Origin of the sequence: Salmonella sp. 32120201201600049SM, assembly GCF_017572835.1 — a bacterium.
Classification (GTDB): domain Bacteria; phylum Pseudomonadota; class Gammaproteobacteria; order Enterobacterales; family Enterobacteriaceae; genus Salmonella; species Salmonella enterica.
On the sequence record NZ_JAGESA010000002.1, the window covers coordinates 455,881 to 481,012 of the forward strand.

22 protein-coding genes are annotated in these 25,132 nt (G+C 51.0%); 5 read left to right on the plus strand and 17 right to left on the minus strand.

Annotated elements, in window-relative coordinates; translation table 11 throughout:
* Window positions 1-2: 2 nt before the first annotated feature.
* Window positions 3-1,304, minus strand: coding sequence for an FAD-binding oxidoreductase (locus J4650_RS08150; RefSeq protein ID WP_001092825.1), 1,302 nt, complete (start codon window positions 1,302-1,304; stop codon window positions 3-5).
* A 161-nt stretch (window positions 1,305-1,465) separates the two neighbouring features.
* Here J4650_RS08150 and J4650_RS08155 point away from each other — a divergent pair, with 161 nt between their 5' ends.
* The gene (locus tag J4650_RS08155; protein ID WP_023993929.1) at window positions 1,466-2,950 is read left to right on the plus strand and encodes an NAD-dependent phenylacetaldehyde dehydrogenase; all 1,485 of its coding nucleotides are present in this window, start codon (window positions 1,466-1,468) and stop codon (window positions 2,948-2,950) included.
* 135 nt (window positions 2,951-3,085) lie between these two features.
* Here the strand turns inward: J4650_RS08155 and iraD are convergent, their stop codons facing one another.
* The 5 genes from iraD to J4650_RS08180 all read right to left on the minus strand — a co-directional run bounded on the left by iraD (window position 3,086) and on the right by J4650_RS08180 (window position 8,216).
* A complete protein-coding gene (gene iraD / locus J4650_RS08160; RefSeq protein WP_026037004.1) occupies window positions 3,086-3,466 on the minus strand; it encodes an anti-adapter protein IraD in 381 nt (126 codons plus the stop codon).
* Complete coding sequence (locus tag J4650_RS08165) at window positions 3,466-3,951, minus strand: Hcp family type VI secretion system effector (protein ID WP_000338758.1); 486 nt, start codon at window positions 3,949-3,951, stop codon at window positions 3,466-3,468. The genes iraD and J4650_RS08165 overlap by 1 nt, the downstream gene beginning before the upstream one ends.
* Window positions 3,952-4,675: 724 nt before the next feature.
* Window positions 4,676-5,599 carry a polysaccharide deacetylase gene (locus tag J4650_RS08170; RefSeq protein ID WP_000540892.1) on the minus strand — a complete coding sequence of 308 codons (924 nt, stop codon included), beginning with the start codon at window positions 5,597-5,599 and terminating at the stop codon, window positions 4,676-4,678.
* A 38-nt stretch (window positions 5,600-5,637) separates the two neighbouring features.
* Complete coding sequence (locus J4650_RS08175; RefSeq protein WP_000089255.1) at window positions 5,638-6,516, minus strand: carbon-nitrogen hydrolase family protein; 879 nt, start codon at window positions 6,514-6,516, stop codon at window positions 5,638-5,640.
* A gap of 395 nt (window positions 6,517-6,911) precedes the next feature.
* The gene (locus tag J4650_RS08180; protein WP_000784371.1) at window positions 6,912-8,216 is read right to left on the minus strand and encodes an MFS transporter; all 1,305 of its coding nucleotides are present in this window, start codon (window positions 8,214-8,216) and stop codon (window positions 6,912-6,914) included.
* Window positions 8,217-8,619: 403 nt separating this feature from the next.
* Between J4650_RS08180 and uxuA the strand changes: the two genes are divergently transcribed.
* From uxuA to uxaC, 3 genes are all read left to right on the plus strand, one after another.
* Window positions 8,620-9,804 (plus strand): mannonate dehydratase, encoded by a 1,185-nt coding sequence (gene uxuA, locus J4650_RS08185; protein WP_000815487.1) that lies wholly within the window; start codon window positions 8,620-8,622, stop codon window positions 9,802-9,804.
* A gap of 110 nt (window positions 9,805-9,914) precedes the next feature.
* The gene (locus tag J4650_RS08190; RefSeq protein ID WP_000437136.1) at window positions 9,915-11,387 is read left to right on the plus strand and encodes a fructuronate reductase; all 1,473 of its coding nucleotides are present in this window, start codon (window positions 9,915-9,917) and stop codon (window positions 11,385-11,387) included.
* Window positions 11,388-11,398: 11 nt separating this feature from the next.
* Entirely contained in the window at window positions 11,399-12,811 is a 1,413-nt protein-coding gene (gene uxaC / locus J4650_RS08195) for a glucuronate isomerase (protein ID WP_076727201.1), read from the plus strand.
* A gap of 299 nt (window positions 12,812-13,110) precedes the next feature.
* On the opposite strand, the gene J4650_RS08200 is transcribed toward uxaC, so the two are convergent.
* Complete coding sequence (locus J4650_RS08200; protein ID WP_000475251.1) at window positions 13,111-14,166, minus strand: methyl-accepting chemotaxis protein; 1,056 nt, start codon at window positions 14,164-14,166, stop codon at window positions 13,111-13,113.
* Window positions 14,167-14,835: 669 nt separating this feature from the next.
* A complete protein-coding gene (gss, locus tag J4650_RS08205) occupies window positions 14,836-16,692 on the minus strand; it encodes a bifunctional glutathionylspermidine amidase/synthase (RefSeq protein WP_000033690.1) in 1,857 nt (618 codons plus the stop codon).
* 226 nt (window positions 16,693-16,918) lie between these two features.
* Here gss and yghU point away from each other — a divergent pair, with 226 nt between their 5' ends.
* Window positions 16,919-17,785, plus strand: coding sequence for a glutathione-dependent disulfide-bond oxidoreductase (yghU, locus tag J4650_RS08210; protein WP_000774853.1), 867 nt, complete (start codon window positions 16,919-16,921; stop codon window positions 17,783-17,785).
* Window positions 17,786-17,852: 67 nt separating this feature from the next.
* Here yghU and J4650_RS08215 read toward each other — a convergent pair whose 3' ends face one another.
* The 9 genes from J4650_RS08215 to hybA all read right to left on the minus strand — a co-directional run bounded on the left by J4650_RS08215 (window position 17,853) and on the right by hybA (window position 25,130).
* Complete coding sequence (locus J4650_RS08215; protein ID WP_001748656.1) at window positions 17,853-18,563, minus strand: molybdate ABC transporter substrate-binding protein; 711 nt, start codon at window positions 18,561-18,563, stop codon at window positions 17,853-17,855.
* Window positions 18,563-19,615 carry an ABC transporter substrate-binding protein gene (locus J4650_RS08220; protein ID WP_001032007.1) on the minus strand — a complete coding sequence of 351 codons (1,053 nt, stop codon included), beginning with the start codon at window positions 19,613-19,615 and terminating at the stop codon, window positions 18,563-18,565. Before J4650_RS08220 ends, J4650_RS08215 begins: the two co-directional genes overlap by 1 nt.
* Window positions 19,616-19,690: 75 nt before the next feature.
* Window positions 19,691-19,939, minus strand: coding sequence for a hydrogenase maturation factor HybG (hybG, locus tag J4650_RS08225; protein ID WP_000334887.1), 249 nt, complete (start codon window positions 19,937-19,939; stop codon window positions 19,691-19,693).
* 27 nt (window positions 19,940-19,966) lie between these two features.
* The gene (hypA, locus tag J4650_RS08230) at window positions 19,967-20,308 is read right to left on the minus strand and encodes a hydrogenase maturation nickel metallochaperone HypA (protein WP_000544945.1); all 342 of its coding nucleotides are present in this window, start codon (window positions 20,306-20,308) and stop codon (window positions 19,967-19,969) included.
* Window positions 20,301-20,789, minus strand: coding sequence for a hydrogenase-2 assembly chaperone (gene hybE / locus J4650_RS08235; protein ID WP_023203800.1), 489 nt, complete (start codon window positions 20,787-20,789; stop codon window positions 20,301-20,303). Before hybE ends, hypA begins: the two co-directional genes overlap by 8 nt.
* Window positions 20,782-21,276 (minus strand): HyaD/HybD family hydrogenase maturation endopeptidase, encoded by a 495-nt coding sequence (locus tag J4650_RS08240; protein WP_001221960.1) that lies wholly within the window; start codon window positions 21,274-21,276, stop codon window positions 20,782-20,784. Before J4650_RS08240 ends, hybE begins: the two co-directional genes overlap by 8 nt.
* A complete protein-coding gene (gene hybC, locus J4650_RS08245) occupies window positions 21,276-22,979 on the minus strand; it encodes a hydrogenase 2 large subunit (protein WP_023993928.1) in 1,704 nt (567 codons plus the stop codon). The genes J4650_RS08240 and hybC overlap by 1 nt, the downstream gene beginning before the upstream one ends.
* Window positions 22,976-24,154: a Ni/Fe-hydrogenase cytochrome b subunit gene (hybB, locus tag J4650_RS08250; RefSeq protein WP_000017678.1), complete on the minus strand. Its 1,179-nt coding sequence runs from the start codon at window positions 24,152-24,154 to the stop codon at window positions 22,976-22,978. Before hybB ends, hybC begins: the two co-directional genes overlap by 4 nt.
* Window positions 24,144-25,130 carry a hydrogenase 2 operon protein HybA gene (gene hybA / locus J4650_RS08255; RefSeq protein WP_001081721.1) on the minus strand — a complete coding sequence of 329 codons (987 nt, stop codon included), beginning with the start codon at window positions 25,128-25,130 and terminating at the stop codon, window positions 24,144-24,146. The genes hybB and hybA overlap by 11 nt, the downstream gene beginning before the upstream one ends.
* Window positions 25,131-25,132 lie beyond the last annotated feature (2 nt).

The following is a 25,132-nucleotide window of genomic DNA, read 5'->3' on the forward strand; positions in this document are numbered from 1 at the left end:
GGTTAATTCCGGCCTTTCCAGAAACCGGCTGTTTGATGTATCAGTTTTCCCGCACTGACCAGCAATAGACGTAGACTGTCGCGACCATAAATTGTCGCGTGGGGAATGCTACTCATCAGACGATACCGCTCGGAACCGCCATTTATTCCTTCGGCCAGGATTTTGCATACAATATGGGAAGGCGTGACGCCAAATCCGGAATAACCCTGAACATAAAAAACATTATTGTGCTCACGAAGCGTGCCAATCTGCGGAAACAGATTCGCGCTACAGGCCATCGGTCCGCCCCAGGCAAAATCGATTTTAACGTCTTTCAAATAAGGAAAGACCTCAGTCAACAGGGTGCGGTTCCAGGCAGCAAAATCGTGCGGGGTATATTCAAGAAACCTTGTGGCGCTGCCAAACAGCAGACGGTTTTCTTTTGTGAGACGGTAGTAATTTATAACCGGGCGGATATCACTAAAAGCCCCGCGCAAGGGACTGATCCGCTCAACAAGCTCACTGGAGAGAGGTTCTGTAGAGACCTGATAAGAATAAGTAACCAGCGTTTTCTTATAAATTTCTGGTTCCAGATTATTGAGAAAACTATCACAGGCCCACAGCAATTTGGCCGCTTTTACGCTGCCCATCGCAGTACGTACCCGCACAGTTTTACCGTAACTGACCTCAACCACAGGTGAATATTCGAATATCTTCACCCCCAGCGAATTCGCAGCCTGAGCGGAGCCCAGCAATAAATTCAGCGAGTGGACATGCCCTCCCCCCATATGCTTGAGAACACCGCAGTAGACGTCGGAACCGATAACCTGCTGCACGTCTTTACCGGTATAGAGTTCAATATCGTCTTCCGGCGTAGCGGCTTTGAATTCTTTTTCCCATTGTTGCAGCGTTTTTAACTGCCGCTGGTTGTAGGCCAGATAACCATATCCGGGGACAAAATCAGCATCAATATGGTATTTACGAATTCGCTCCCGAATAATACCCGCGCCGAGGTTCGAGATTTTAAACAGCGTCTCCATTCCCGCTGCGCCTACATATTTTTTAACGGCTTCGATGTCGTGACCTATACCGGCCATTACCTGACCGCCGTTTCGTCCGGTGCCGCCATACCCAAGATGACGGGCTTCCAGAACGACAACATTAGTGATCCCCTGCTCCGCCAGTTCCAGCGCGGTATTGATGCCTGAAAAGCCACCGCCAATGATCACCACATCGGCATCAATATCCTCTTGCAGAGCAGGAAAATGCAACGGGTATTTTTTCGTCGCGCCGTAGTAATTCAACGCATCGATTTTTGTATTCATCGCGTTACCTTGTCATCACGCTTGACTAAGACCGCTATCACAGCACGGTAACGTTTTACAAAATATCGTCCGGAAGAATGACGTTCTTTGGAACGATATTCAGTTCCGAAAAAGTATGTTGGGATGGAAAAACGTACATTCCTGACCTACAGGCACTTCTGATGAGCGATGTGACATTACTTGCCGAAGTAACGACTTTTTTACGCCAACGACACGGACAATTTATTGCAGGTGAACGTCAGGCCGGAAACGGCACGAACTTCTCGGTCACTAACCCAGCCACCGGCAAAATCATCGCCGACGTTGTGTCGGCAACCCCTGCGCAGGCAGAACAGGCCATGCAGAGCGCCAGACGGGCGTTTGATGTCTGGCGTAAAATGCCAACGTTACAACGCGGCGCATTACTGCTGAAACTGGCTGATACTCTTGCCGCTCATCGTGAAGAGTTAGCTCAACTGGAAAGCGTCTGTTCAGGTAAAACGATTATGCTATCGCGCGGTCTTGAACTCGATCAGTCAGTGGCCTTCCTGCGTTACTTTGCCGGTTGGGCAGGAAAAATAACCGGTGAAACGCTGAATGTCTCCCTGCCATCAATGGGAGAAGAGAGATACACAGCGTTTACCCAACGCCAACCCATTGGTGTGGTCGTCGGTATTGTGCCGTGGAATTTCTCCATTATGATTGCTATCTGGAAGCTGGCCGCAGCGCTGGTATGTGGCTGCACCATCGTCATTAAACCAAGTGAATATACCCCGCTGACACTGCTGCGAGTCGCTGAACTGGCTAAAGAGGCAGGTTTCCCTGATGGCGTAATTAACGTGGTAAACGGTGCTGGCGGTGAGATAGCGCAACAGCTGATCGCGCATCCAGATTGCGCCAAAGTGAGTTTCACCGGGTCAGTCGCGACAGGTGAGAAAGTCCGGCGTTCGGCAACATCGTCAGGAAAACGCGTTACCCTCGAACTGGGAGGGAAAAATGCGGCGCTGTTTCTCAATGATCTCACGGCACAAGCCATGGTCAACGGTATTCTTGAAGCCGGTTATCTGAATCAAGGACAGATTTGTGCTGCCGCAGAGCGTTTTTATCTGCCCCAGGAAAAACTGGATACGGTCATGACGCTCCTCAGGCAACGGTTATCGGAGATCGTGCCCGGCTCGCCTTTAGATGAAAAAACGGTGATGGGCCCGCTGGCGAATCAGGTTCAGCTTGAAAAAGTGCTGCATCTGATTCAACGCGCACGGGAAGAAGGGGATACTATTGTTTACGGCGGTGAAACTTTACCCGGCGAAGGGTACTTTTTACAGCCGACGGCGGTAAAAGTGCGTAGTAAAAACAGTACGCTGATGCACGAGGAGACCTTTGGCCCTGTCTGTAGTTTTATCGGTTATCAGAATGAAAAAGAGGCGCTTTCGCATATCAACGCTTCGCCATTCGGCCTTGCTGCAAGTGTGTGGTCGGAAAATATGTCTAAGGCATTACGCTACGCTGAAGATATTGATGCTGGCATGGTGTGGGTCAATATGCATACCTTCCTCGATCCCGCGGTACCCTTTGGAGGGATGAAAGGATCGGGTAGTGGTCGTGAATTTGGCAGCGCGTTTATTGATGACTATACCGAACTTAAATCTGTCATGGTCCGTTATTAACCATCCTGAAAATGATGCAGGCAGATCAACCATACCGAAAGGTGGACTGTCTGCCTGATTATCAGGTTCGCTCGCTGCGTTTTTTTGCTTTTGGGATAATGTTAAACGCCCGGCCCGGCGTTCCTTCCTGCATTACTAGCGCCATCTACCGTTAGAGTAGGCTATCTCCAGCCTTAACGGTTCAGACTCATCCTGTAACATCGCTTCCAAAGACAACGCCAGCGTCTGATGATGGGCATCTTTTACACTGACTTTCAGCATGTTGATGCTCGGTTCATAACGTAAAATAGCAGCGCGAAGCTCACGGCAAAACCAGTTGAGAACCCGTTTGTCACCCACATTCACCTCGTGCCATTCCGGCATACCCCGAGTGAGCAGCGGCGGTAATGTCTCGCCACCTGCCACAGCGCAAGAGTTGAATAAACACATTAACTTGCGGCGTACCAATTCATGTGGGCTTATCCCCTCAACCAAGAGCCTGTCGAATAGCGCGACCGGAATGGCTGGCGTCATCATCATTTCCCTATCTGGTCCATCGCCAGATCCCATACTGACGTTCTGGACTCCTGTTGAGCGCCGTCTGATTTCTCGGCAGTGATTTGCCATTCGATTTTCGTGAAGTTCAGCGACATCGTTTCCACCGGCTTACCGCCGGCGCCGCCGCTAACACTGAGTTGTGATATCAGCGCGTTTGTCAGGGTATAAACGATAAGCGACCGCATTTTGCCGCCGTCATTGCGGCACAACGTCAGCACCGCGGTTCTAATTAGCCTCCCGCTACAGCAGTACTCATTGAGCACAGGCGTGGCGAGGTCGACAAATTTGGTGAGCGACATTTCACCAACATGCGCACGCCCGGAAGTCCGCTCGGTGAGGCTAACATCGTTATTTACCTGCATTGCCACATTGTGGCTATAAGACATGATCTCTATCTGATCTTCAAAGCCTTCAACCTGGCTTTCGCCTTTGATATTGTCGAGCTTTAAAAAAATCGCATCCATGATTTATCTCCTTGTTGATCAGGTGGCAGTTCAGCAGCCAGACGAATACCGGCGGCCAACGCTTGTGACTCTTATTAAAAGCGCAACTACCAAAAAACACAGCGTGAAAAGCGCCAGGTTTGCAGGGATTTTGCCAACGTTTACCCACGTCTGATGAACGTTATTCCGCTGGTTGCAATGCAATAGAAGGTTTTGGCCCGCTGTGGCCAAATACAATTGAGGTTATACTGAACGCTCTCTGCCATATTCAATCCCTTTTATCGCAAAGTATCCCTGGTGCCGGTATCACAGCGTCGTTATTCAAAAATTGACATTTCAGAATAATAATCAGCTATATATAAAAAACACATCAAAAAGCAAATATCAACTTAATTTTTACTTATTTAATAAAAAAATCCAAATTGATTTACATCAATTAACACATGCAAAAGCATTAAAAATCAAAGCGTTAAATAAAAATTAATCACTATGGAAATTTTATTTTTCTTAATACTCACATTATAAATGTTATTTGCTTATTTTCCTGTGAACACAAAAAATGATTTAAATCAAAAAACAAACTATACTCGTTGATTAACGTTTTGACCGAAATAAAAAAGATTTTATACGTCCCGGGATAGTCTCCCTTTCTGATGGACAATATGCATTAACAAGCGGGCAAACAGGTAACTTCTGCCCGGGTAATCCGTTACCCGACTGATATTAACATTGTCATGAGGTGATATCATTTGCCCGGCCAGCCATAATCATCCGGAACCGGCGCTACGCCACGAACATCAGGACGGAGCATTTTTTGTCGATCCTCTTCGTCATCCACCCAGACACTGGCTATCTCTTCACAGGTTGCAAACCATACGCCATCATGCCCTTTAATATGTTCAATCAAACGTGACAACATCATCATATGATGCCCATGACCGATTATCTGCGGATGAAGAGCCATCGCATATAAGCCGTTTTCCTGATGGTTATAAGCATAGGTAAAAATATCCTTCCAGCGTCGCAGAACACCGTCAGTATCGCTCATCCCCTCCTGGTTGCCGGTATACGCCAGTGCGGGAAAATCATCCAGATACCAGCTAACAGGAATTTCCAGAATCGCGCTGGCCGGGCCTGCGATATTTCCCGTTTCCCAATTCACCTGCCAACGTTGAGGATGGTAAGGCACAAGATCTCTCGCCATCAGGCTACTGTCATAGAGAAAACCGGCTTCCTCCAGAAGATCCAGCGTATTCTCGCTATAATCCCAATAGGGAGAACGGTATCCCACAGGACGTATGCCGAAATGTCTTTTATAACAGGCGAACGCCAGATCCATAAGTCGGCGTTCTGTATCACGATTCACCAGCGTCGGATTTTCATGATAGTAGCCATGGTGAGCGATTTCATGCCCGGCATCAAAAATCGCTTTACTGATTTCCGGGAAGGTGTCTACAGTGTGTCCGGGAATAAAAAAGGTGGTTTTGATATTATTTTCTTTAAACAATTTCAGAAGCCTTGGTACGCCAACTTGTGCGCCAAACTCTCCTCGTGACATAAAGGATGGCGACGGTCGATTAAATCCGCCCAGCCATAAAGACTGAGCATCTACATCAACACCAAGATTGACCGCAATCCTTTTACCCTCAGGTAATTTTAAATATCCCATAACGACCTCCAGCTAATACATAGAAGGGACACATTCTGTTATTTAATGTGTGATGGCCAGATATTATATATGCCTGCTTTTCTGCGTCTGTCCTTGAACGTTGTTGCTGCCCCCCCAAGTCTATTTTCATATAGAACATCGAGGTTAATTTCTCCTGAAATGACATCCTCTTGATTGACGTGCGCCTCTGCGATAATACCTTGTGGATTTTTCCACACGACATCACAGGGGCTTAAAATTGAACTTCGGGCCCAGCAGCCAGGCAGTGGCCCGCCCGGGTTTCCGCCCAGGCAACAGTGAACAAGATAAATTTGATTTTCAATACAACGTGCGTGGCAACAATGCCTGACTCGCCAAAATCCCTGTTCAGTAAACGTAGCGGAAGGCGTTAAAATTAACTCCACACCCTGTTCCGCCAGCGTCGCGGCACACTCCGGTATTTCTGCTTCATAACAAATATTAAAACCCACCTTTGCAAATGGCAGTTGAAAAACAGCCATTTTATCGCCTTCCTGAGTATACCAACCCCGTTCAGCCGGGAAGATATGCGTCTTACTGTGAGCATAATGTTCGCCATCGGGTCCCCATATATGCGCAACATTCTCATAGCGATCTGCTCCAGTCTGCTCCAGATGAGAGCCAGCAATAATGAACTGTCCTCTTTCTTTCGCTTCCTGTTGAAAAAGCTGCTTATAGGCATCCGTGAACTGATCAATTAAAGTAAGGTGTGAAATGGGTCTTTCTTGCCATTTTTTCAATAGTGTAAATAGCTCAATGGTAAATAGCTCCGGGAAGATAACGACATCAGCTCCCTGACTTTTATTAAGAAGTATCCTTACCTTTGTTATGAAATCTTCAAAAGTGTTTATTTCAGTAACAATATACTGACAAGCTGAAACAGTAAAATTACGTGACATCGTGATATCCCCGGCATGAAATTTAAACTTAAATTAACGTATAGCGCATGGAGAATATTAGGGAGCAGACATTACGACATCAGGTTATTTTTTGTGAAGCTGCGCAAAATATATGGAGAAAAGAGTAGAAGCATTGAACCTTTATTTACATAAAGGGGACTTTATCGATGATCGCAGCGAGACAGAGAGTCGATAAAAATCCAGGCGAAAAACAATAACCCTTACCACAATATTATTTTCAGCATCTGAAAATAATCAGGCAAACTAAATGATAACGCGCTGGTATAAAACCAACGCGTATTTTTACCGATAAGGGTAATGAAGACGGCCACCCGAAGGTGGCCGTTAGAACCCGGTAGCGCTTCGCTTATCAGGCCAGTGAAACCGAGACAGCTTTAGCGGTGAGACGCCAGCGGCTGTTCCGTCATTGGCGGGTGGTGCTTTTCTGGATCTTTAATCAGTACCCACAGGATGATGGCGCCGATAATATCGAACAGACTGAGTGCAATGAAGAACGGGCCGTAACCGATAATAGCGACCAATGCCCCCATAAACAGGTTGAAGCTTAACTGTCCCATCCATGCCGCAGATCCTGCCAGACCGGCAACCGTCGCGACCTCATTTTTCTTGAACAGGTCAGCGCTCATGGTAATCACGACGGTAGACAGCGTCTGGTGCGCAAAACCGCCAATACTCATCAATGCAATGGCGACATACGGGTTAGTCGTAATGCTGACAAAACCGATCGAAATCATCAAAACAGCGCCGATGGTAAAGCTACAACGACGCGCATTGATCGTGGTCATGTGCATCTTTTCCATGAAGAACTTCGCCAGGAAACCGCCTGCAACGCAGCCAAAGTCCGCCGCCAGGAACGGCAGCCAGGCAAACATGGCGATCTCTTTTAACGGCAGATGCATCACGTTAATCAGATACAGCGGCATCCAGAAACTCAGCGTTCCCCATGCCGGGTCAGCCAGAAAACGGGTAATCGCCAACGCCCAGAAGTTACGCTTTTTAACGATCTCTTTAACGGCCGGTTTTTTATTATCGTCCTGGAGATAGCTTTCCTGGCCGTCTTCGATATAACGCAGCTCTTTGTGGGTGATCCACGGGTGTTTATTTGGCGAGTTATAAATCAGGAACCAGGTGATGGCGAACAGCACGCCGATCCCACCGGTAATCACAAACGCCATTTCAGTACCGATGCCGCTATCAGCAAAGGTCAGCATCGCCCAGACCACCAGCGGCGGCGCCAGCATCGCACCAATCGAAGTACCGATATTAAACAGGCCCCCCGCAATACCGCGTTCTTTCGTCGGGAACCATTCGGCGCTGGCTTTAATCCCGGCCGGAATCGCTGACGCTTCGGTTAGCCCCATCAGACCACGCAGAAATGCCAGACTTATCCAGCCGCCGGCCAGCGCGTGCGCCATGTTAATCAGCGACCACAACAAGGCAAAGATAAAGAAGCCGATTTTCAGTCCGATGACATCCATCAAATAGCCGGTGATCGGCTGCGCAATGGTGTAACAAAGCTGGAAGGCGCTCACCACCCAGGAATATTGTTGCTCATCAAAATGGAGTTCTTTCATCATCGCTGGCGCCGCAACGCTAAGCGAGCTACGGGACAGGTAGTTTACGATGGTCCCTACGCAGACCAGGCCGATAATCCACCATCTTAATTTTGTCATCTTCATGATAAAGCCTCGTTAAAAAACATTAGCTCCGCGCCGTCTGACCTGTAGCGGGAAAACTGAAATCACAAAATTGGTTGACCAATCAATATTTTCTCATCCGGACCGGTCAAAATCTGGCGGCAACTCCCGCCCTTAATATTCTTGAAATAAATACATCAACTCATTTCAAGTTGAATGGTGAATGCTTTTCACCCAGCAAAAATTGACACAGATCAAATAAATAAAATTGGCAGACCGTGAATGATGATATTTGTGATTTGGTTAGCCAATTTAGACAATAAGGTTGACATGAGAAAAATTTTGGTTGAATTTAGGGGGCAGAACGGGTTTACAAAGCACGTTTCGAAGTTGGCTGGCAATGGGTCAACCACGAAGACGTTATCGCAAGAAGAGGAAACGAGATATGAAACAAACCTGGCGCTGGTACGGACCTAACGACCCGGTAACGCTGTCAGATGTACGCCAGGCTGGCGCAACCGGCGTGGTAACGGCGTTACACCATATCCCGAATGGAGAAATTTGGTCGGTAGACGAGATCCAGAAACGTAAAGCAATCGTTGAAGAGGCGGGTCTGGAGTGGTCTGTGGTAGAGAGCGTACCTATCCACGAAGACATCAAAACCCACACCGGTCAGTACGATTTATGGATCAAAAACTACCAGCAAACGCTGCGTAACCTGGCGCAATGCGGTATCTATACGGTTTGCTATAACTTTATGCCGGTGCTGGACTGGACACGTACGGATCTGGAATACGTATTGCCGGATGGTTCAAAAGCGTTGCGTTTTGACCAGATTGAATTCGCCGCGTTCGAACTGCACATCCTGAAGCGTCCGGGAGCAGAAGCCGACTATACGGCAGAAGAGATTGCTCAGGCAGAGCGGCGTTTCGCCACCATGAGCGAGGAAGACAAAGCACGTCTGACCCGCAACATTATTGCCGGTTTACCTGGCGCGGAAGAAGGCTATACGCTGGATCAGTTCCGTCAACACCTGGCGACGTATAAAGATATCGATAAAGCAAAACTGCGTGAACATTTTGCCTATTTCCTGAAAGCCATTATTCCGGTTGCCGACGAGGTTGGCGTGCGTATGGCCGTTCACCCTGACGATCCGCCGCGCCCTATTCTCGGCCTGCCGCGCATTGTCTCTACCATTGAAGACATGCAATGGATGGTGGAAACCGTTAATAGCATGGCGAACGGCTTCACCATGTGTACCGGATCTTACGGCGTGCGCGCCGACAACGATCTGGTTGATATGATCAAACAGTTTGGTCCGCGCATCTACTTTACGCATCTGCGCTCTACGCTGCGCGAAGAGAATCCGAAGACCTTCCACGAGGCCGCCCATTTGCACGGCGATGTGGATATGTATGAAGTCGTTAAAGCGATTGTGGAAGAAGAGCACCGTCGTAAAGCCGAAGGTAGCGACGATCTGATCCCAATGCGCCCGGACCACGGTCATCAGATGCTGGACGATCTGAAGAAGAAAACGAATCCGGGTTATTCCGCCATTGGCCGTCTGAAAGGGCTTGCGGAAGTCCGCGGCGTCGAACTGGCTATCCAGCGCGCTTTCTTTAGCAAATAACCTTCTTTCGCATGGCGCGACGCGTCATGCGATTTCCCCTACTCAATGCAATAGCAACATGCCTCGCCCCGGAGATCGCGGGCGAAGACGTCGAATGACAGGAGTTTGCAATGGAACAGAATATCGCCACCGCCCAGGTTTCCGTCGCCCGCCCAAACTGGGACAAATCACGTCTGGTATCCCGTATTGTGCATCTGGGCTGCGGGGCGTTTCACCGCGCGCACCAGGCGCTCTTTACCCATCATCTACTGGAAAAGAGCGACAGCGACTGGGGCATTTGTGAAGTGAACCTGATGCCGGGTAACGACGCGCGGCTGATCGCGAACCTGAAAGCGCAAAATCTGCTGTACACCGTTGCAGAACGCGGCGCAGAAAGCACCGAACTGAAAATTATCGGTTCAATGAAAGAAGCGCTGCACCCTGAATTCGACGGCCATGCAGGGATTCTGGCGGCAATGGCGCGCCCGGAAACCGCCATCGTCTCCTTAACCGTGACCGAAAAAGGCTACTGCACCGACCCCGCCAGCGGCGAGCTTGATGTCAATAACCCGCTGATCCAAAACGATCTTGCCCATCCACAGCAGCCTAAATCCGCCATTGGCTATATTGTCGAAGCGCTAAACATGCGCCGGGAGCAAGGACTGAAAGCTTTTACCGTGCTGTCGTGTGATAACGTGCGCGAGAATGGTCACGTCGCGAAGGCTGCCGTCCTCGGCCTGGCGAAAGCTCGCGATGCCGCCCTCGCCGCATGGATTGCCGACAATGTGACCTTCCCCTGCACCATGGTTGACCGCATTGTTCCGGCAGCGACCGAAGAGACGCTACAACTGGTTGCCGACCAGTTAGGGGTTTATGATCCTTGCGCTATCGCCTGCGAACCCTTCCGCCAGTGGGTCATCGAAGATAACTTTGTGAATGGTCGCCCGGACTGGGACACCGTCGGCGCGCAATTCGTTGCAGACGTCGTACCGTTTGAGATGATGAAGCTGCGTATGCTTAACGGCAGCCACTCTTTCCTCGCCTATCTGGGTTATCTCGGCGGGTATGACACTATCGCCGATACCATGACCAACCCGGCTTACCGTCGCGCGGCGCTGGCGCTGATGCTTGATGAACAAGCGCCGACGTTATCAATGCCGAAAGGCACCGATCTGGAAGGGTATGCGAATTTGTTGATCGCGCGTTTCACTAACCCCTCGTTGAAACACCGCACCTGGCAGATCGCGATGGATGGCAGTCAGAAACTGCCGCAGCGTTTGTTGGACCCGGTACGTCTGCACTTGCAACAGGGCGATGACTATCGCCGCCTGACGCTGGGCGTCGCCGGATGGATGCGTTATGTCGGCGGTGTCGATGAACAAGGTAAAACCATTGATGTCGTCGATCCGCTGCTCGCGCAGTATCAGGCGATTCATCAGCAATATCAGACGCCGGAAGAACGCGTTCGCGGGCTACTGGCCATCGAATCTATCTTTGGCAACGACCTGCCGAAGAACCACGAATTTGTGCAAGCCGTTACCGACGCTTACCAACAGCTATTGCAGAATGGCGCGAAAGCCACGGTAGAAGCGCTGGCTAAGTAAGGAGATAAATCATGGCTACGTTTATGACTGAAGATTTTCTACTTAAAAACGACATTGCCCGCACGCTGTACCATAAATACGCCGCGCCCATGCCGATTTATGACTTCCACTGCCATTTAAGTCCGCAGGAAATCGCCGACGATCGCCGTTTCGATAACCTCGGTCAGATCTGGCTGGAAGGCGACCACTATAAATGGCGAGCGCTACGAAGCGCAGGCGTGGATGAGTCGCTGATCACCGGCAAAGAGACCAGCGATTATGAAAAATATATGGCCTGGGCCAATACCGTTCCAAAAACGCTGGGCAATCCGCTGTATCACTGGACGCACCTTGAACTACGCCGTCCATTTGGCATTACAGGTACGCTGTTCGGACCGGATACCGCGGAAAGTATCTGGACGCAGTGTAATGAGAAACTGGCGACGCCGGCCTTTTCCGCGCGCGGTATTATGCAGCAGATGAATGTGCGGATGGTCGGAACCACCGACGCCCCTATAGATTCTCTGGAATATCACCGCCAGATAGCCGCCGACGACAGCATTGATATTGAAGTCGCGCCAAGCTGGCGCCCCGACAAAGTTTTCAAAATCGAACTGGACGGCTTTGTCGATTACCTGGGGAAACTGGAAGCGGCGGCAGATGTCAGCATTACCCGTTTCGACGATTTACGTCAGGCGCTCACTCGCCGCCTCGACCATTTCGCCGCCTGCGGCTGCCGCGCGTCCGATCATGGCATTGAAACGCTGCGATTTGCGCCGGTGCCCGACGACGCGCAGCTTGACGCCATTCTGGGCAAACGTCTGGCAGGCGAAACGCTGAGCGAACTTGAGATCGCCCAGTTTACCACGGCGGTGCTGGTCTGGCTGGGCCGTCAGTACGCCGCGCGCGGCTGGGTGATGCAGCTACATATTGGCGCGATCCGTAACAATAATACCCGTATGTTCCGCCTGCTCGGGCCGGATACCGGCTTTGACTCTATTGGCGATAATAACATTAGCTGGGCGCTCTCCCGTTTGCTCGACAGTATGGATGTGACCAATGAACTGCCCAAGACTATCCTCTATTGCCTGAACCCACGTGATAACGAAGTCCTGGCGACCATGATCGGTAACTTCCAGGGGCCGGGAATTGCCGGAAAAGTGCAGTTCGGTTCCGGCTGGTGGTTTAACGATCAGAAAGACGGGATGCTGCGCCAACTGGAGCAACTGTCGCAAATGGGACTGTTAAGTCAGTTTGTCGGGATGCTGACCGACTCCCGCAGTTTCCTTTCTTATACGCGACATGAATATTTCCGGCGTATTCTCTGTAACCTGCTGGGACAGTGGGCGCAGGACGGAGAGATTCCTGATGATGAAGCGATGCTAAGCCGTATGGTTCAGGATATCTGCTTCAATAATGCCCAGCGTTATTTCACGATTAAATAATCGCTATTAATCTGTGAGCACAGGTCTCAGGTATTTCGAGGGGCAGGAAGGCGGTAAGAGAGTGAGAAATTTAGCAGTAACGCACTTTTCCAGCCAAAGTCTGGCCGCCGATAAAAAGCAAAGATGTTGCTGATTAATCCCGAATCACTTACTAAGGTAAGTGATTCGGGTAAACAAACACAGCCATCTTCTGCGTCATGCTTTTTTTCTCTGTCCGGAATAACTCCAGTGCAGAAAGTGTGATACATCAGTCCTGTTGATGATGGCTCCTGTTGGTTATACGGTAATAACTCATGACTTCACAGTGTGGTTTCTTTTAATAAATCGACAGCCAGCATTTCCAGCTGGTTAACCACCTCATTACTGGAACGCTCCATTCTGTCGAGTTCTTGCGACATCGCATTCATATCGCCTGCGGCAAAATAGTTCAGCGCAGAGTGACCAGCGCTATGCACCTCTTTATGCGGCGCTTCCAGACTACGGAAACTGTAGTAATTGCTAAACTGCTGCCCTTCAAAACCGTAGTACCATTTCCCCAGCCGACACTGATCGTGCATCGTTATTTTGCTGTTTATGTCTTTATTTAAGAGTAATTTGTAGACTTCCATTTTCCAGATAACATGGTCAACTTTAACAATATTCAAAAACTGCACCGTAGAGATGTACTGCATGACCGATTTCATGCTCAGCGATTTATCGATGACGATGCCAATAGACTCCACAATTTGATTTATGTTAGTCGTAATATTATCAATAACCGGCTGTTGGTTATCCAGCACCTCACTCACTCTGGCCGTATTATCTTTGATTACAGAGGTTAACGTACTGACGCTTTTCGAACTGTGTTTAACATCTTCGGACAGGTTTTTCACTTCTTTCGAAATAACGCTAAAACCACGCCCGGCATCCCCTACGCGCGCGGCCTCGATCGCGGAGTTAATCGCTATCAAATTGGTCTGGTTAGCGATCTTCTGTATCTCTTTAATACACGCATTAATTTGCGTTAAGGAGGTATTTAAGTCGCCCATACGACAGCCAATATCCGATGAAGTCGTGCCAATTTCGGTGATAAATTCCACGAGCGATTTTAATGAACTTCTGGCTTTATCATTCTGTTCGTTAAGTTCATTAATGCGTTCTTTTTCAATGTTGAGCTGCTCACAGGACTTAATGATGGCATTACGAATGATATCGATCGTCGAGATCCCCATCAGAATTTTTTGACACAGTATCCGCTCATAAGGCTCAGGAGTATCCACCACCACGTCAGACGCATTAGCGCCAGATTCTGCTGGCGGCGGTATTTTTACAACATTATTATTCCAGTGGCGCAAGCCTAATACTTTTTTAAACATATACCATTCTCCTTATTATATGTGGACATCCTGATCTATGCCTGGATAAAGTATTATCAACTCATGCTAACATAATGAAAAATCGGCTGTCATCTGCCATAACCATACGTTCACCAGAATAAGACAAAACGTCCACTAAACTTAAATAATTACAGAGTAAACTATTCAATAATACCATTAATAGTCATAATGGAAGTCGCTTCACTTTATACGAAAATATCATTCACAAGGCTGACAATAATAGTTGAATAATAATTAACTGCATTTACTTAGGTGTATCTATATCTCGTTCCGAAGATTGCAGACAGGGTTTAAACGCAAACTTTTGCGATAGAAAAATAACCTAACGTAAACTTTTTATATGACTAATAATGTCATTTGAACTCGTCAATATATTATGCTGTCCGTTTACCAACCAAACAGGCATGACCTAAATCCAAAGGGATAGGGGCGGCGTAACCAGCCGCAAAAAGTATCGAGTAGTCGAAAATCAGGAAACGGATGCGCCAACGCGGCGAGCGTCACCGCCTGCGTCAGAAAAGTTAAGAATAATTTGTGATATTATTTCTCATATGTTACCAGTAAATGGCAGGCTGATAGCCGTTCACTGGTAAACACAACAGGCGGGATATCGGCACCCACGCCGATATCCCGACGAGAATGACCCCGTTACGCTTTGATGACGATTAACGGTTCAATATCGCTCTCTTTTTTAATGACTAATGAATCATCGCCGCGCAGGCACGTACCGCCGTAGTTACCGCCCACGGTAAACGTACAGACCTGAATATACTTCCCGGCGACCTTCGGCAGGCACCACAACTGCTGATAGATATTTTTCTGCGTGGCGAACTTGCCGCTGGTTTTATCCAGGAGCTCTTCCTGATGGCTCACCAAATCAATATTACTACCGCAACGTCCGGCAATCGGTTTTACCGCATAGCCGGTCTGCACCAGCTCATCGTTAACGGTAAAATCCGTGTCGAGCAAATAGCGATGATGTGGGAAGAGCGACCACAGGATGGGCAGGATCGCTTTGTTACCCGGGATCACCGTCCACAGCGGTTCAAACACCAACACTTCCGGGCGCAGTAATACATCAATCAGCCGGACTTCATTTTCCGGGTGCCCGGTACGAATAGGCACTGCGGCGTACTCCGTCTCGCTGACTTCGCGTATCTGCTCCATCGCCGTTTCCCACGCCCAGGTTTTCCAGACACAATTCACCAGCCGTCCGTCGCCATCAATCAACTGCCCGGCGTCATCCCAGCGCAACTCGCCCAGCCCGCGGAGAATTTTGCTCGCGAAACCAGCCTGATGCAGCGCCTGCTGCATAAACTGCGCGTGATAGTCCTCCTCGATATCATCATCCTGCATGATATGAACGAAAGGACGCGCTTTACTGTGTTTCCAGGCGCCTGCCAGCTCGTTAATTAAGCCCTCCGCCGGGTTATGCCCTTTACCGGTATAGCCCTGCTCAGCCCATTTTTCGAGAATTAATCCCGCTTCGGTATGGCATGATGCGGAATCGGCATTGTATTCATAGACTTTCAGCCCGCGTTCATCCATGCAGAAATCCATACGACCGGTGATCATATGGTGACGACGGCGCTGCCAGGAGAGACGCAGGCGCGGCCAAAGAATTTTGGGGATATCGAATAGCGCCAGCAGATTATCGTCTTTTAAAACTTTGTCCGTGGCGTGCAGGTACATCAAATGCAACTCATTGGTCGCTTTGATAAGCTCCTGTTCAGCGCTCTCGGTGATGGTAAAATACTGGTACGGGTCCTGATTGATAACGTGTCCGTTCGCCTGTACATAGGCTTTTTGTAACGGATCGCGCTCATCCAGCCACTGACCGTCAAACTGACCTTTCTCTGGCAGTCTTGCGCCGCGAATCGCCAGCGACTGATTCGCGATGTCAGGCTGTGACAAACTGTATTGCGTGTCGTCGGTCTGGATCATCCAGCCTAAAATCGTCGTGTCATCAAAGGTGTCGCGCAGGGTGTAACACCCGTTTTCTACGACCATTTCCAGTTCGCGAGTCCACTGCTGCCCTGGCGGCAATGGCGTGTGGATAACGTTTTGCTCAGCAATACGAATTTTGTTATCCAGGAGCTGGGTGATAATCGCAACGTGCCCGGTTTCGTTAAACTCGCCGCCCTTTTGCCAGATGAGCAGCGCCCCGGCCTCCGGCGCGCGCGGCGAACCGTTCGGGAAGGCCTGCAAAGGCAAAATATTATCATTCACCACCTCGCGCAGAAAACGCAGCGAGAAGATTTCCCAGGCCATGCCGACGTCAGTAAAAACAACGCCATAATTCAGAAAGAGAAAACGGCGGGCAAATTCCACGCACTGCCATTTATGCCCCATGTATTCATCGTCGATGTAGCTACGAAAAGCTGCGTCGTCGTCGTCCCACGGATCGAGGGAATTGTAATCTGAAGAGTAGATCGCTACGCCGCCGGGGGCGTAACCCAATAATGTCCCGAAGGGGGCATCCTGACTGGTGGTTCCTTTGCTCATGCACTTACCTCAAAACAAGACCGCCTGAGCAGCCTGGCGTGATTTCGCTCTGATTGTCTGCTCTGTGACACTAACCGGACAGAGGTCGACATAATCATACACCTCAATAAGGCACACTGAGGCCAGAAGGTTAAAATTTCACTCGCCGGAATGTCCCAATCGGTTAAATGTCCGGTTAGCAAGCTGCTACACTGCTTCAACACCACCACTGTGAAGGCAGGTCAATATGGCAGATAATACTTATCAACCCGCAAAAGTCTGGACGTGGGATAAATCCGGCGGCGGCGCGTTCGCTAACATTAATCGCCCGGTTTCCGGCCCGACGCACGACAAAACGCTGCCCGTCGGCAAACATCCGTTACAGCTTTATTCGCTGGGGACGCCTAACGGCCAGAAAGTGACTATTATGCTGGAAGAGCTCCTGGCGCTGGGCGTGACCGGCGCCGAATATGACGCCTGGTTGATTCGCATCGGCGAGGGCGATCAGTTCTCCAGCGGCTTTGTTGACATCAATCCGAACTCAAAAATCCCGGCGCTGCGCGATAACTCACACAACCCGCCGATTCGAGTTTTTGAGTCGGGCGCAATTCTTGTTTATCTGGCGGATAAGTTTGGCCATTTCCTGCCGCAGGATCTGGCTAAGCGCACAGAAACCCTTAACTGGTTGTTCTGGCTACAGGGCGCGGCGCCGTTCCTCGGTGGCGGTTTCGGTCATTTCTATCATTATGCGCCGGTAAAAATTGAGTACGCCATTAATCGCTTCACCATGGAAGCCAAGCGTCTGCTGGACGTGCTGGATAAGCAGTTAGCTCACCACCCGTATGTCGCGGGAGAAGAGTACACTATTGCCGATATGGCCATCTGGCCGTGGTTCGGCAACGTGGTGCTGGGGAATGTCTATGATGCAGCGGAGTTTCTGGATGCCGGAAGTTATCAAAACGTACAACGCTGGGCGAAACAGGTAGCCGAACGTCCGGCGGTAAAGCGGGGGCGCATTGTCAACCGGACCAACGGCCCATTGAACGAACAGCTTCACGAACGCCATGACGCCAGCGACTTCGAAAACAATACCGAAGATAAACGTCAAAGTTAAACCATGATGCCGGATGAGGTAGTAATGTCGTCATCCGGCATGGTATTCCCTGCTGACGCTTCGCTTATCAGTTCTGCGAGTGTGTCATATTCGGCGCTTCACTAAACCCATGTTGCATGAGAATCAACCTCGCCCGTGCTGATAGTAAAAAGTCGGCAAGCGTTTTTCCCTGCTCGCTCAGGCAGGCAAAGCCATATTCAGCCACGGGATTATAAGGTTCCGGGATATCAATCACTCGCAGCGAATTAACCTGCCGTAGCCTGGGAGCATAGCTGGCATAGCCGATAAAGATATCGGTGTAATCATGATTGATGAGCCATTCCGCTGCCAGCCGGCCCGCCGGTAACGGCAAAGTCTGCCTGCCGCCAACCAGCGCTACCGCGCGTTTTCGGACCGCTTCGCCCTCGTTGCCCATCCGCGAAAAAAGCTGCTGCGTATAATCGCCGGAAGGATCGCAACCTGCTGTTGAGGTGCCGATCCGCAGATCCCGCCGGGTTAATAGCGACAGCCAGTCCTCGCCTTCACGCATCGCCTGTGCCCGCACGCTCAGACACAAACGGTTCGTCGTAAAAGGCGCGACCCGCAGCGCCCGCCCGCTTTCCAGCAGCGCCTGCGGATGCGCCAGGTTCGCCGAAGCAAAAAAGTCGCATGCTTCGCCCGCTTCGATGCGTTCACGTAACAGCCCCGCCGGACCGAAATCACATACCGCATCCGCCTGAAACGCCGTCATTAGCTGCGGCCAGACGACGCGCAAGCTCCCCGCAGCCAGTATTCGCATCACTGTACGCCCTGATAGTCAGTACGGTAAAAACGTTGATACCAGTCGTTAGCGGCCTTTTGCATGTCAATATCGTGGAATTTTTCCGGATAGAGTTTTTTCGCCATCCACAGTTCGCCGATTCCCACCGCCTCCGGCATCGGATATCCCCAGGCTTTGGCATAATCCGGCATCAGGTAAACCCGATGATGCTTCACCGCGTCAATGACCTGCCACTGGGGATTGTGCAGGATCTCATTGACGACCTTTGGATAGCGATTCTGGACAAAGATCACCTGCGGATCCCAGGCGATCACCTGCTCCATTGTCACCTGCTTAAAGCCTTTCACCGAGGATGCCGCTACATTCAGCGCCCCCGCATGGGCCATCATCAGACCGGTATATTTACCGGAACCGTAGGTGGTCAGCTCCGGATTCGCCATATAGGCGCGAACCCGCTCATTTTCAGGAACCGACTGCAAACGGTCGCTGACCATCTTGCGACCTTTATCCATCGCCTCAATCAGCGCTTTCGCCTCTTGCGGTTTATTGACGATATCGCCAATCAGCGTTATTCCTTCACGCAGCCCGCGATTATAAGCCTGCTCTTCATCGGCCAGGGTCGGGTTCATTTTAGCCTGCTCGCCAGCAATATCATGGCGCAGCGAAATCGCCACTACCGGAATGCCAAGACGGCTGATCTTGTCGATCATCTCCTGCGGAGCGTAATTCGTGACAAACACCACCTGCGGGCGCAGCGCCACCAGTTTTTCAGGATCAACGTGCGTTAGATCGCCCAGCGAGGCTTTTTGCGCCAGTTCCGGCGCCAGACGCGCATAGCCGTCGCCTAATTGCTGTTTCCAGTTCGCCATGACCCCAACGATTTTGTCAGTGGCATTCATCTGTACAAGGAGATTGAGCGTTTGATGCTGGAGCACCACCACTCTGTCGACGGTGTCCGGAACCGTGACCTGGCGGCCAATTTGATCGGTAAAAGTACGCGCCGCCTGTGACATTAACGGCCAGCAAAAAAGCAACGCCAGCAGAGAGAGCTGGCGCAAAAATTTATTCATAGGTTTCGCCCCATAATCGATATATAAATAATTATACAACGATTATAGAGCGATATAATAGAGGTGATTAAGGGATCACGCGCTGGTGATGTCGTACTCCATGCGGCGCAGCGCATCTAACGTGGCTTTCGCTTCGTCTTCGTCAATGATGCTCATCGCAAAACCAACGTGTACCAATACCCATTGCCCTATCAGATCGGCTGGCTTACCTTCACAAATCAGAGCAATATTGACATCACGTTTGATGCCACACACTTCCACCTGCGCAAGCTGGTGAATATCATCTCCGACGGCCAGCACCTGACCGGGGACGCCAATACACATAATTAACCACCTGAAATAAAATGCGGGTTATTCGACCTCAATACTTTTTACTTTCAACGAATCGCCGGTATCCACCCGCAGGCGATCGCCATGACAATGCGGACATTGCGCGTCATGCCTGAGAATTTCCACCACCTGACTGCAATCCCAGCACCAGGCCTGGGCCGGTCTGTAGTCGATGTGCAATTCGCACCCTTGCGCTAAAGTTCCCTGGCAGGCGATGTCAAAGCTGAAACGAACCGCGCGCTCTTCAACGCACGAAAGCGCGCCTATCTCCAGCCATACGCCGGTGACGCGCGCCACGCCGTGCTGTTCTGCCTGCTGCTGAATAATTTCAACGGCGCTTTGGCAAAGAGACAGCTCATGCATTCTCACAGCTCCGACGGCCAAACAGCAACGCACGCCGGCTTGTCTGCGGCGCATCAGGATTGCTTACCGGCAGGGATAGCAGCATCCGCGCGCAGTCATCCGCCAGCCGGACGCCCTCTTCCGGCGACAGGCTACGGGAAAGCGGCGACATCAACGAGCAGGCAAGATATTGCGAAACGCCTTCCAGTTCGCCAACGGTAAAGGTCATCGCGCCATAAGGCAGTTGCAGACCGAGTTTTTCACCGACGGTACGCCCGGGCCAGATCTGGTCCGGGCCAGGGAAGATTAATGCGCTTAACATCCACGGCGTAATTACCGTGCCCGTCCATTGTCCTTCAAACAACGTAAAATCAGAGACATGCACAGGCATAGTCGGATGCAGAAACGAAAGATCGTGCATCGAACGATGGGCTATCTCTTCAAATGCCGCCTGAACCCGGGCGACGGGCGCCGTGTCGAATCCGGAAAACGTTTCAGACATGCGCCGTCTCCTTAGGAATTGCTTCGACGCCGGACTCACGCAGCGCAGCAAGAACCTGCTCAAGCGCAGGTTCAATCATCGCTTCTACGGTTGGCGTTAAGCCGATGTGCGGTTCCAGCGACTGTGGAATAACGCCGACCAGGGTCAGTTTCTTCGGAAACTCGCCGGTAAAGCGGAGGGCCGACAATACGTCGGCCAGTCCAAGCTGATGGGGGGAGATTTTGTTGGTGAACAGCGCCGGAACTTCATCGTCGCGCAGTACCATAATGGTTCCCGGCGCGTTCTTTTTCGACACGATGGCGTCGGCAATGATCAAATGATCACGATTCGCCATATCGCCAAGAAGTTCCATTCCCGCCGTACCGCCATCCAGAATCTCAACGAAATCCGGCAGGGTGTATCGTTGCTCTAACGCTTCAACAATACGTACCCCGATGGCTTCATCGGTCAGCAAAATATTGCCGACCCCTAAGACTAATATCCGCATTACAAAACCTTCACCGAGACCACTTCATTGCCATCGGCGTCCACCACGTGTACCGCGCACGCCATGCAAGGGTCGAAGGAGTGGATGGTACGTACCACTTCCAGCGGCTTCGCCGGATCGGCGATCGGCGTACCGACCAGCGACTGTTCGTACGGCCCCACGTCATCGTTGAAGTTACGCGGACCTGAGTTCCAGGTCGATGGCACCACTGCCTGATAGTTACTGATAATACCGTCTTTAATCACCATCCAGTGAGACAGCATACCGCGCGGCGCCTCCAGGAAGCCCACGCCCTTGAACTCGCCCGTCGCCGGAATGTTCGGCTTCACAAACGTGGTGTAATCACCTTTGCCGATATTTACAATCAGCGCGTTGTATTGATCCTGCAATATGTTTTGCAGTTCACAACAGTGAACGGTACGCCCGATGATACGACCCAGCGTAGAGTGAAGTTGCGCCATTTCCAGCGTTTTGCCGGTCAGCTTCTGATAAAGCGCAATGATTTCATTGAGCTTAGTCTGGGTGGATTCACGACCTGCAGCCAGTTTACACAGCATGTTCGCCAGCGGCCCGACTTCGACGGTTTTGCCGTAGAATGTCGGCGACTTGACCCATGAGTATTTACCGTCATCCGACCAACCGTCGTAAGCCGGGATCGTAGTGCCTTCCCACGGCGCCTGCGGCGCTTCATCTTTGTACCAGGCGTGCTTCGCGCTCTCCTGAATACCTTTAATCAGGAATTCGTCGGAGTGAGAGGTGATCGGACGGTATGTCGACAGATCGGCATTGGTAATGTAACCGCCCGGGAACAGGAAACTGCCGTTTTTACCGTCGGTCGGGAATTCCGGCGCGCTCAGGTAGTTCACCGCGCCTTTGCCGTGCTCCAGCCATTCCGGATAGTAGGCCGCGATGACTGCGGTATCCACTTTATACACCTGCTCGACAAAATCGCTCAGCTTATCGATAAACGATTTGATGTACATCAGGCGTTCAAGGTTCAACGTACCGATACTGTCGAGATTGATCGGGTTCGCCACCCCACCGACCGCCAGGTTCTGGATATGCGGCGATTTACCGCCCAGCAACGCCACCACGCGGTTAGCGTCACGCTGACATTCCAGCGCCTGCAGATAGTGGGCGACCGCAATCAGGTTGACCTCCGGCGGTAACTGCATTGCCGGGTGCCCCCAGTAGCCATTGGCGAAAATACCTAACTGACCGCTGGCGACAAGATCCTTGATCTTGTTCTGAACTTTCGTGAACTCTTGCGCGCTGTTCAGGTGCCAGCTCGACACGCCATCCAGCATCGCAGAAGCTTTTTCCGGATCGGCTTTCAGCGCAGAGGTAATGTCCACCCAGTCCAGCGCAGAGAGCTGGTAGAAATGAACAATGTGGTCATGGGTGGTATGCGCCGCCAGGATAATATTACGGATATACTGCGCGTTGACGGGAACATCAATATTCAGCGCGCTTTCTGCCGCACGAACGGAGGAGATCGCGTGAGTTGTCGTACAAACGCCGCAAATACGCTGCACAATCATCCACGCATCGCGCGGATCGCGGTTCTTCACGATCTCCTCCATACCGCGCCACATGGTGCCGGACGCCCATGCTTTGGATACGACGCCGTTCTCAATTTCGCAGTCAATGCGTAAATGACCCTCAATACGGGTTACCGGATCAATAGTAATTCTCTGGCTCATGCTTTGCTCGCCTCATGACGATTATGATCGTTTTGTTTTAAAGGAGGAAGTATCGGCAGTAGACGAATGAGTACGATGTATGCACAAATCTCAATAGCCACAAAACCAATAGAAATCAACAGCTCTTCCCAGGTTGGGAAGTAGTGGTAGCCGCCACCCGGGTTGAATGCCACCAGCGAATAGGTCAGACGCCACGTCGCGCAGCCCAACAGCGCGCTCAGCGCCGACAGGTACAGCATACGAGAGTCATTACGCAGTTTCGCCACACGCAGTACCACTAACGGGAAGACCATCAGGACGACTTCAATCCAGAACATAGCGGAGTAAAAATCGCCGGCAAACGCATAGGACAGCTTGTCGCGATAAATCAGTTCGCCAAAGCGCAGGACGACGAAAATCGCCAGCAGCACGCTGATGGTATTCGTCAGCTTAACAAACAAATTTTTCTCATCCGGACCGTTTCCTTTCAGGCCAGCCTGAACCAGCGAACCCTCAAATATGACAATAGAGAAGCCCATGATAAACGCGGTCAGAACCGAGAACAGCGGCAACATTTCATAGCTTTGCCATAGCGGATGCACTTTATAGCCCGCCGAGATCATCAATGACCCCATTGAGGACTGGTGCATCGTCGGCAGCAGCGCGCCCAGCGCGATAATAAAGAACATCACCTTATTCAGACGCTTGAGCGACACTTTCCAGCCCAGACGTTCAAACAGGGCAGGCGCAAACTCCAGCGCCATCACGCCGATGTAGATGGTCATACAGACCGCCGTCTCAAACAGTACCGAGTTCACGTTGAAGTGACCTGGAATGTAGAAGTACGGCAGGTTCCAGTAACGACCGACGTCGATAGTGATCGACAGGCCGCCCAGCGAGTAACCAAACAAGCTTGCCAGCAACGCCGGGCGCACCAACGGATGGTATTGCCCACGGTTAAAGACATACACCGCCCATGCCAACGCCCAACCGCCGCAGGCAAAGCCGGTGCCGATCAACAGGTCAAAGGCAATCCAGACGCCCCACGGGAAACCGCCGTTCAGGTCGGAAACGGAGCCCAACCCGAAGACCAGACGCTTCACGATAAGGAGCATACACAGGACGATTAACGGTCCAAAAATAATGACCGGTTTACTGATGATTTTTCCGCCCAGCGGTTTTGGATCATGACTCATGATCGTCTCCTCCATCGTGATGGTCGTTTTTGCTATTACGACGAACCAGCACGGTTAAGCCCGCCAGCGCAGCCAGGGGTAGTATCATGCCTTTATAAAGCGTGTGTTGAACATGCTCGGAGCGCGCTCCGGTTGAAAGGTCATCCAGCTTCGGCAGATCCAGATCTTCATAAGGAACGCCTGTCAGCACCAGCACCTGAGTACCACCGCCCTCTTTTTCACCGTAGAGGTGTGGGTAGTATTTAGGCACCGTATGCAGATAGGTGTCGTCCGTTTTCAACGTCTGGCGCGGATAGTGATATTCACTGCCTGGTTTGAGGGCCAGACGTTTTTTCGCTTCCGCCATCAGCTCTTCACGAGTACCGAAAATGACGGCCCCTGCCGGACAAACTTCCACACACCCAGGCAAACCGCCTTTATCCAGACGCTCAACGCCTTTCTGGTTACACAGCTCACATTTGTGAAGCGCGCCAAACGGGTTGTTGTAGTCGTACTTAGGTACGTTGTACGGACAGGCGACCATACAGTAACGGCAGCCGGTGCAGACATCTTTGTCATAGTGGACGATGCCGGTTTTCGGATCTTTTTTCAGCGCCGACACCGGACAAACGGAAACGCAGTTAGGATCGACGCAGTGCATACACTGTTTCTTGATGTAGGCATAGCCGTTCTCTTCCTGATCTTTGTTCACGCCCGTACCGCTACGCCATACCTGAATAATGTTATTGGTATACGGCGACAGCTTGTCGTTGTTCGACCAGGTCTGCTCCCCTTCCGGGTTACGCGCCGGGAAGTTGATATCCTGACACTTTGTGACGCAGGCCTGACAGCCCACGCACAGAGTGGAGTCATACAGCATACCCAGCGAACCTGGAATCGGCGGACGGTTTTCTGCAGCCGCATGGCTGACAGACGGCGCGGCGCCCAACAGCAATGCTCCACCGGAGGCTGCTTTAATAAAGTCACGTCTGTTCACGG